9 protein-coding genes are annotated in these 8,313 nt (G+C 75.9%); 1 reads left to right on the top strand and 8 read right to left on the bottom strand.

Annotated features, from left to right (window positions below; translation table 11 throughout):
* The 8 genes from PKA89_RS06560 to PKA89_RS06595 all read right to left on the bottom strand — a co-directional run.
* Positions 1–145: Sua5/YciO/YrdC/YwlC family protein (locus tag PKA89_RS06560; protein WP_324417810.1), on the bottom strand; the 145-nt coding region annotated here is incomplete at its 3' end.
* Positions 146–155: 10 nt separating this feature from the next.
* Entirely contained in the window at positions 156–1,034 is an 879-nt protein-coding gene (prmC, locus tag PKA89_RS06565; protein WP_324417790.1) for a peptide chain release factor N(5)-glutamine methyltransferase, read from the bottom strand.
* Positions 1,031–2,107, bottom strand: coding sequence for a peptide chain release factor 1 (prfA, locus tag PKA89_RS06570; RefSeq protein WP_324417792.1), 1,077 nt, complete (start codon positions 2,105–2,107; stop codon positions 1,031–1,033). The genes prmC and prfA overlap by 4 nt, the downstream gene beginning before the upstream one ends.
* A 91-nt stretch (positions 2,108–2,198) precedes the next feature.
* Positions 2,199–2,414 (bottom strand): 50S ribosomal protein L31, encoded by a 216-nt coding sequence (gene rpmE / locus PKA89_RS06575; protein ID WP_324417794.1) that lies wholly within the window; start codon positions 2,412–2,414, stop codon positions 2,199–2,201.
* 159 nt (positions 2,415–2,573) lie between these two features.
* Positions 2,574–4,103: an ATP-binding protein gene (locus PKA89_RS06580; RefSeq protein WP_324417797.1), complete on the bottom strand. Its 1,530-nt coding sequence runs from the start codon at positions 4,101–4,103 to the stop codon at positions 2,574–2,576.
* Positions 4,100–5,548 carry a glycosyltransferase gene (locus PKA89_RS06585; protein ID WP_324417799.1) on the bottom strand — a complete coding sequence of 483 codons (1,449 nt, stop codon included), beginning with the start codon at positions 5,546–5,548 and terminating at the stop codon, positions 4,100–4,102. Before PKA89_RS06585 ends, PKA89_RS06580 begins: the two co-directional genes overlap by 4 nt.
* Positions 5,545–6,690, bottom strand: a complete 1,146-nt coding sequence (locus tag PKA89_RS06590; protein WP_324417801.1) for a HEAT repeat domain-containing protein — start codon at positions 6,688–6,690, stop codon at positions 5,545–5,547. The genes PKA89_RS06585 and PKA89_RS06590 overlap by 4 nt, the downstream gene beginning before the upstream one ends.
* Positions 6,687–7,073, bottom strand: a complete 387-nt coding sequence (locus tag PKA89_RS06595; protein ID WP_324417802.1) for a response regulator transcription factor — start codon at positions 7,071–7,073, stop codon at positions 6,687–6,689. The genes PKA89_RS06590 and PKA89_RS06595 overlap by 4 nt, the downstream gene beginning before the upstream one ends.
* A gap of 180 nt (positions 7,074–7,253) precedes the next feature.
* Here PKA89_RS06595 and PKA89_RS06600 point away from each other — a divergent pair.
* A partial coding sequence (locus PKA89_RS06600) for an LLM class flavin-dependent oxidoreductase (protein WP_324417804.1) occupies positions 7,254–8,313 on the top strand: 1,060 nt, incomplete at its 3' end.

Here is an 8,313-nt window from a genome sequence, read left to right on the forward strand (position 1 = left end):
CCTCCGGGGAGAACGCGTCCGCGCCGATGCCGTAGACGGTGTCGGTGGGCAGGACGACGAGGCTGCCGCGGCGCACGCCCTCGGCGACCTTCGGGAGCGCGTCGGCGCGCCCCGCCTCGGTGGTGCAGTCGAAGACCGGGCTCATGGGGGCCAGCCTAGGAGGCTCGCACCGCGACCGTGGTGCGCGGGCGCCCGGTGAGGTCGCGGTGGTCGACGACGTCGACCCAGTCACCCGTCGCGCGCAGCGCCGCCGGGAGGCTCTCGCCCTGCTCGTCGGCGTGCTCCATGACCAGCGTGCCGCCGGGCCGGAGGAGCACCGCGGCGCGGGCGGCGACGGCGAGCGGCACGGCGAGGCCGTCGCGTGAGCGACCGTAGAGCGCCAGCTCCGGGTCGTGGTCGCGCACCTCGGGGTCGACGGGCACGGCACCGTCCGGGATGTACGGCGGGTTGCTCACGACGACGTCGACGGAGCCCTCGAGGTCGTCGAAGGCGGTCGTGGCGTCGCCCAGGCGCAGCTGGACGAGCAGGCCGAGGCGCGCCACGTTCTGTGCGGCCCAGGCGTGCGCCTCGGGTCCGAGCTCGACCGCGTGCACCCGCGCTCCGGGGACCTCGTCGGCGACGGCAAGGGCGATGGCGCCCGACCCGGTGCAGAGGTCGACGACGAGCGGCCGCTCCCCCGCCTCGCGGGCCGCGTCGATGGCGAGGCCGGCCGTCACCTCGGTCTCCGGCCGGGGGACGAAGACACCGGGCCCGACGGCGAGGGTGAGCCGCCGGAAGAAGGCTCGTCCGGTGAGGTGCTGCAGCGGGACCCGCGAGAGTCGCTCCGCGACGAGGCCGTCGTAGCGGTCGAGGAAACCCGCGTCGGCGGCGTCGCGGAGCACCATGCGCCGCCGGACCTCGGAGGCGTCGGTGCCCAGCGCGAAGGCCGCGAGCTCGACGGCGTCGGCATCGGGCGAGCCGATGCCCTCCCCGTCGAACGCGGCACGGGCGGAGGCGACCGCCGCGGCGATCGTGGGGTGGGGCGGCGTGGTCATCGGTCGGCGATCGCCGCGAGCTTCGCGGCCTCGTCGGCGTCGAGCGCCGACTGGACGACCGGGTCGAGGTCGCCGTCCAGCACGGCGTCGAGGTTGTGCGCCTTGTACCCGGTGCGGTGGTCGCTGATCCGGTTCTCCGGGAAGTTGTAGGTGCGGATGCGCTCGGACCGGTCGACGGTGCGCACCTGGCCCGCCCGGACGTCGGACTCGGCGGCCCGGCGCTCGTCGACGGCGATCTGGTGCAGCCGCGCGCGGAGCACCCGCAGCGCCGCCTCGCGGTTCTGCAGCTGGCTCTTCTCGTTCTGGCACGAGACGACCAGGCCGGTCGGCAGGTGCGTGATCCGGACCGCGGAGTCGGTCGTGTTGACGCTCTGCCCGCCGGGACCGCTGGAGCGGAAGACGTCGACCCGCAGGTCGTTCGGGTCGATCTGCACCTCGACCTCCTCGGCCTCCGGCATCACCCACACGCCCGCGGCCGAGGTGTGGACCCGGCCCTGGCTCTCGGTGACCGGGACGCGCTGCACCCGGTGGACCCCGCCCTCGTACTTCAGCCGCGCCCACGGCGCCTCACCCGGCCGGGGGACGCCGCGGGACTTCACGGCCACGCGGACGTCCTTGTAGCCGCCGAGGTCGGACTCGGTGGCGTCGAGCACCTCGGTGCGCCAGCCGCGCCGCTCCGCGTGCCGCAGGTACATCCGCAGCAGGTCGCCGGCGAACAGCGCGGACTCCTCGCCGCCCTCCCCCGCCTTGACCTCGAGGATGACGTCGCGGTCGTCCTCGGGGTCGCGGGGCACCAGGAGCCGGCGCAGCCGGTCCTCGGCCTCGGCGAGCGCCGCCTCGAGGGCGGGCACCTCGTCGGCGAACGCGGCGTCCTCGCGGGCCAGCTCGCGGGCCGCCCCGAGGTCGTCGCGGGCCCGCACCCACGCGGAGTGGGCCGCCACGGTCGGGCCGAGCGCAGCGTACCGCTTGGCGACCTCGCGGCTGCGCTCGGGGTCGGCGGCGACCGCGGGGTCGGCCATCTCGCGCTCGAGGGCGGCGTGCTCGGCGACGAGCGCCTCGGCGGACTCGATCATCGGCGTTGCCTCCTCGGGCACGGGCGGGACGGGGCGGAGACACGGACGCGCCGGCCCGCCCAGGAGGGGACGGACCGGCGCGTCGCGGATGCTACTTGGCGGCCTTCTTGCCGTAGCGGGCCTCGAACCGGGCCACGCGGCCACCGGTGTCGAGGATCTTCTGCTTGCCCGTGTAGAACGGGTGGCAGGCGCTGCAGACGTCGGCGTGGATGACGCCGCCCGCCGCCGTGCTGCGGGTGGTGAACGTGTTGCCACACGTGCAGGTGACGGTGGTCTCCACGTACTCCGGGTGGATGTCCTTCTTCACGATGTTCTCCTCGGATGTCCCCGGGTCGGCGGGCCCAGCACTCTGCTGCAAGCCCTCTGGCGCCCCGCCTGCGACCCTCGTGGGGAGGTCGCTCAGGAAACGCGTCTGTGCCGTGAACCGGTCCAGCGGTCAAGTGTGCCAGAGGTGGCACACGGTGACCTAAACGGCGCCGGTCGGCAGGGCATTCCCCCGCGCGGGCACCGGCCGGTCGGGGGGTGGCGCCGGCTCGGCCGGCGCGTCCGCACCGGCGTCCGCGGTCGCCCCGGGGACCTCGAGCGCGACCGGGAGGACGAGGCCGACGGTCGTCCCGTACCCCTCGGCGGAGCCGATGTCGACGACGCCGCCGTGGGCCTCGACGAGGCCCCGCACGATGCTCAGCCCGAGGCCGCTCCCGGGGATCTCGGCGGCCGTGGCGGTGGCCCCGCGGAAGAACCGCTCGGAGAGCCGCGCGAGGTCGCCGGCCGAGATGCCGATGCCGGTGTCCTCGACCTCCACGCGGACCGATCGCCCGTCGCTCCGGGCCCGGAGGGTGACGCGGCCGCCGGCGGGGGTGAACTTCACCGCGTTGCCCAGCACGTTGAGGACCGCCCGCTCGAGCTGGGCGGCGTCGCCCTCGACGACGAGGCCGCGTTCGGGCACCTCGAGGACGAGGTGCACGTCCGCGTGGGCCGCACTCGGGCCGAACAGCTCGACGGCGGTGGCCGCGACGTCGGCCAGGTCGACCGGCTCACGGGCGGCCTGCGGGCCGGCGGACTCCATCCGGCCGAGGACGAGGAGGTCCTCGATGAGCCCCCGCAGGCGCTCGGCGTTGCGCTCGATGACGTCGAGCGCCCGCTCCTGGGCCGGCAGCACCTCGCCGAGGTCACCGTCGCGGAGGATCTCGAGGTAGCCGCCGATCGAGGTGAGCGGCGTGCGCAGCTCGTGGCTGACGGTGGCGAGGAACTCGTCCTTGTACTCGTCGAGCGCGCGCAGCTCGCGCACCTGGAGCTCCTGCACCTCGAGGAGGCGCTGGTTGACGACCGCCTGCGCGACGAAGGCGGAGACCTCCTCCACCGCCCGCACCTCCGCGGCGCTCCAGGGGCGGGGCCGGTCGGTCGTCAGGCAGACCAGGAGGCCCAGGCCGCGCTCGGTGACCCCGACGGGCAGGACGAGGAGGGCCCGGGCCTCGCCGGACAGGCGGCGCAGCTCGCCGGTCAGCGCGTCCTGGCGGTGGCCGGGCGCGAGGACGTCCGGGACCGCGACGCGGGCGCCGAGCAGCAGCTCGTGGGCAACAGGTGCGACGAGGGCGACGAGCTCGGCCGGCGGCGGCGGCATCGAGGAGAGCTCCGGGCGGTGCCACTGCTCCCACTTGCGCAGCTCGCGGTCGTCGCCGAGCGTCAGGAGGGCGACGCGGTCGACGTCGAGGGTCTGCCCCACCCGGGCGCACACCCCGCGCAGGGCCGTCGCGAGGTTGGTCGCACCGTGCACGCTGCGCACCACCTCGACGGCGAGCGCGTGCAGCCGCTCGACCTCGGCGGTCGCGGTGGCGTGCTCGTCGCGGGCGGCGGCGAGGGCGGCGAGACCCGCCGCCGTGCGGTGCCGGACGAGCAGGGCGGCACCGGTCGCGACGAGGACCGCCGCCACCGCCATCGCTGCGAGCGCGACACCCGTGGCGGCCACGTTGCCCGCCCACGCCGCGGGGGCGCTCACGCCGTGTCCTCCTCGAACCCGGCCCGGGTCATCACACCCCACACCGGCTGGGTGCCGCGCAGGCTGGCCCACCACCCCTCGAGCCGCCACCAGACGGTCAGCTGGCGGTAGCCGACGTTCTCGAAGACGGTGGCGACGACGGCGACGGCGAGGTCGCGCCACCGTTCGTACCGGTGGAAGGCCCACTCCTCCACCGACATCGCGGCGAGCGTCACGAGGATCGCGTAGCCGTACGCGACGAGCAGGAGGAGCAGGGCGAAGCGCACGTTGACGGCGCCGAAGACCAGGCCGAGCGGGACGACGACGATGCCGACGACCTCGAGGAGCGGCGCGACGAGCTCGAAGGCCCAGTAGTACGGGAGCCCGAGCCAGCCGATCCGGCCGTAGCGCCGGCGGAAGAGCATGCCGCGGTAGGCCCACAGGGTCTCCCACAGCCCGCGGTGCCACCGCTTGCGCTGGCGGTGCAGGACCGCGAGCGTCGTCGGCACCTCGGTCCAGCACACCGGCTCGGGCACGAAGACCATCCGGTACTCGCGCCCGGCGTCGCGCATCATCCGGTGCACCTTGAGGCAGAGCTCGAAGTCCTCACCGATGCTGTCCGGGTCGAGCCCGCCGGCCTCGATGACGACGTCGCGCCGGTAGACGCCGAACGCACCGCTGATGAGGAGCAGGGTGTCGACCGCCGCCCAGCCGGTGCGCCCGATGAGGAAGCTGCGCAGGTACTCCATCACCTGCGCGCGGGCCAGCCACGACCTCGGCATCTGGAGGCGGACGAGGCGTCCGGACATCACCTTGCTGCCGTTGACCGCCCGCACGGTGCCGCCGGCCGCGACCACCCGGAGCGGGTCGTCGATGAAGGGCTGGGTGACCCGCACCAGCGCGTCCGGCTCGAGCACCGAGTCGGCGTCGGTGATGACGACGATCTCCTGACGGGCCGCGTTGATGCCGACGTTGATGGCCTCGGAGCGGCCGGAGTTGTCCTTGGAGACGACGAGCAGCGGCGTGTGCCCGTTGCGCGGGACGAGGACCCGGCGGACCGCCACGCGCACGGGGATCTCCCCGGTCGCGCGGTGGGGCACCTCGACGAGGTCGAAGGCCCGGGTGAGCGCGGCCAGCGTGCCGTCGGTGCTGCCGTCGTCGACGACGACGACCTCGTGCCGGGGGTAGCGCAGCGCGAGCATCGCCCGCACCGAGGTGACGATGAGGGTCTCCTCGTTGTACGCCGGGACGACGACCGAGACCCCGGGGGTCATCTCCCCCGCCGTCATCTCGCGGCGGGTGTCCTTCTCGCGCATGTGCCGGTGGAAGCCGCCGGCCGCGAGGACGACGAGGACGAGGTAGGAGGTGTTGATGAGGAGGAAGTAGGTGAACACGAACGGCGCGGTGACCGAGAAGAACGCCTCGAGCGCCCCGTGCACGCCATCGTGCACCTCGGCCCAGGTCACACCGCCACCCCCGTGAGCCGGGCCTGGGCGAGGGCGGCCCCGGCCGTGGGCAGGTGCGCGTTGAGGGCGAGGGCGGCGCGGCCGGCGGGGCCGAGGGCCAGCAGCGAGCGGGCGGCCGCCTCCGAGACCTGCGACTCGCGGTCGGCGAGCAGCCGCACGAGGACCGCGACCCCGAGGGGGTCCCCGAGCTCCCCGAGCGCCTCGGCCGCCGCCCGGCGCAGCTGCGGCGGGTGGTAGCGCACGGTGGCCCCCGCGATGGCGCCGATGTCCGAGGAGCGCCCGACCAGGCCGAGTGCGGTGACGGCGGTGGCCGCCACCGCGGGGTCGGGGTTGCGCCCGGCGAGGTCGGCGGCCAGCGGGGCCGCCGGCCGGTCCCCGCCCGCGCCGGCGGGGGGGGCGGGGCCGGGGCCTGTGGGGGGGGGTTTGCGCTCGGGGAGGTGGACGGGCAGCGGGGCCGCCGCCGGGCCCCCGCCGGTGCCGGCGAGGTGGGCGGCGACGGTGCGGGCCCGGGGCGAGCCCTCGTGCAGCGCCCAGAGCAGTGCATCGGTGGCGCCGTGGCCGAGGCCGGCCAGTGCCTCCGCGGCGTCCCCCGCGTGGACGCCCTCCAGGCGCAGCGCCTCGAGGAGCGGACGAGCGGCGCGGGGGTCGCCGATCTGCCCCACCGTCCGGGCGGCCTGGGCGCGCACCCGCGGCGAGCGGTCCTCGAGGGCCTCGATCGCCGCGTCGGCGTGGGTCCAGTCGCGGCACCGGCCGATGAGGTGCAGGGCCCGGGCGCGCCGCAGCGACGACCGGCTGCGCAGCTCCCGGGCCGAGCGCTCGAGGGCGCCGTGCCGACGCAGCAGCTCGACCAGCTCGGTGGCCGGCTCGCCGCGCACCTTGCCGAGCAGGCGCAGGACGAGCTCGTCGACGTCGCTGCGGGTCCCGCGGGTCAGCCCGGCGAGCTCGGCGAGGGTGTCGCCGTCCTCGGTGTCCTCGCCCGCGGCGACGAGGACGACCCGACGGCGGTACGGCTCGACCCGGCGCTCCCACACCCTCGCGCGCAGGCTGCGGTGGACCTTGAGCGCGACGATGACGACCGCCATGGCGAGCGACGCGGTCGCGATGGCGAGGCCGGAGACGGCGACGAAGCCGCCGATGCTCATCGTCTCGGGCGCGCGAGGATGCCGTTGACGCGGTGCACGAGCTCGCGCGGGCTGAACGGCTTGACGAGGTAGTCGTCCGCCCCGACCGCGAAGCCCGCGTCGACGTCGGCGTCGCGGGAGCGGGCGCTGAGCATGAGGACCGGCAGGTGGCCGGTCTGGTGCTCGCGGATCTTGAGCAGGACGTCGATGCCGGACAGGCCGGGCATCATGACGTCGAGGACGATGCCGTCGGGCGGGCTGCCGACGAAGGCGTCCCAGGCCTCCAGCCCGTCGCCGACGCAGTGGACGTCGAAGCCGGACTGGGTGAGCTTGAACTCCACGAGGTCGCGGATGTCCGGGTCGTCGTCGGCGACGAGGATCCGGGGGCGGTGCGCGGTGTCCACCGGTGCTCCTCTCTCCGGGTCGGGCACAGTGGTTGGACCGCTCCGGAATCTAGGGACGGCCCGCCGCGGCGCGGAAGATTCCCCGGCTGATGATGTCCGAACGGTGGAGCGGACCGTCCACCGCACAGCCGCGCGGCCATCGCCCGGGCGGTCGTCGGCGGTGGCGCCTACGCTCGCGGGATGAGGTACGCAGCCGTCGTCCCGTGGGCCACCGAGCGCGAGTTCGCCGAGCTGGCGGGGGTCGCCGAGGCCGCCGGCTGGGACATGGTCCTCACCTGGGAGGCGGTGTGGGGCCAGGACGCCTGGGCCACCCTCGCCGCGGCTGCGGTGCTCACCGAGCGCGTCCGGCTCGGCACCCTGCTCACCCCGGCCGCGCGGTACCGGCCCTGGGACCTCGCCGGTCGGGTCGGCTCGGTCGACCGCCTCTCCGGCGGTCGCGTGACGCTCGGGGTGGGGCTCGGGGCGCTGCACGAGAACTGGCTCGCCTTCGAGCCCGACGAGGGGCGGGCGGTGCGCGCCGCGAAGCTCGACGAGGGGCTGGCGGTCTACGCGGGGCTCCTCGGGGGTCAGCCGTTCGAGTACTCCGGCGAGCACTGGTCCGCGCGGCCGGTCGAGATGTTGCTCCCGCCGCCGCCGGTGCAGCGGCCACACCCGCCGGTGTGGTGCGTCGGCCTCCTCCAGCCCGGCCGCGCCCGCCAGCGCTCCCTCGAGCGGGCGGCGCGGTGGCAGGGGGTCCTCCCCGCGGTCGCGGGCGGCTCGCTCGAGGACCCCGGGTCGCGGCTCACCCCGGAGGCGCTGCGCGAGATCGTCGGTCGCATCGGCACGCTGCGCGCCGACGCCGGCCGGTCCATGGAGGGGTACGACGTGGTCGTCGAGGGCGACAGCCACGGGTCGTTCGGCGAGGTCCGCCCGCCGGTGCGGCAGTGGGCGGACGCCGGCGCCACGTGGTGGGTCGAGTCGTGGTGGGACCTCCCCGACGACCCCGAGGGCCGAGCTGCGGCGGCGCCTCGCCGAGGGCCCGCGCCGGTGAGTGCTCCCACGGTCCGCGAGGCGACCCGGGCCGACGCCGACGCGCTCGTCGTCCTCCGCGCGCTGATGTTCGAGGCGATGGGCGCCGACCCCGCCTCCCTCGCCGACCCGGTGTGGCGGGCCGGCGCGCGCGGCCGCTTCCTCGACGCCGTCGGGGCGGCCCGCGTGCGGGGCGTCGTCGCCCAGGGGGCGGGGGGGGGCGGCTCGGCGG

The sequence above is a fragment of the Phycicoccus sp. genome (assembly GCF_035325325.1).
In the GTDB taxonomy this organism is placed as follows: Bacteria; Actinomycetota; Actinomycetes; order Actinomycetales; family Dermatophilaceae; genus Phycicoccus.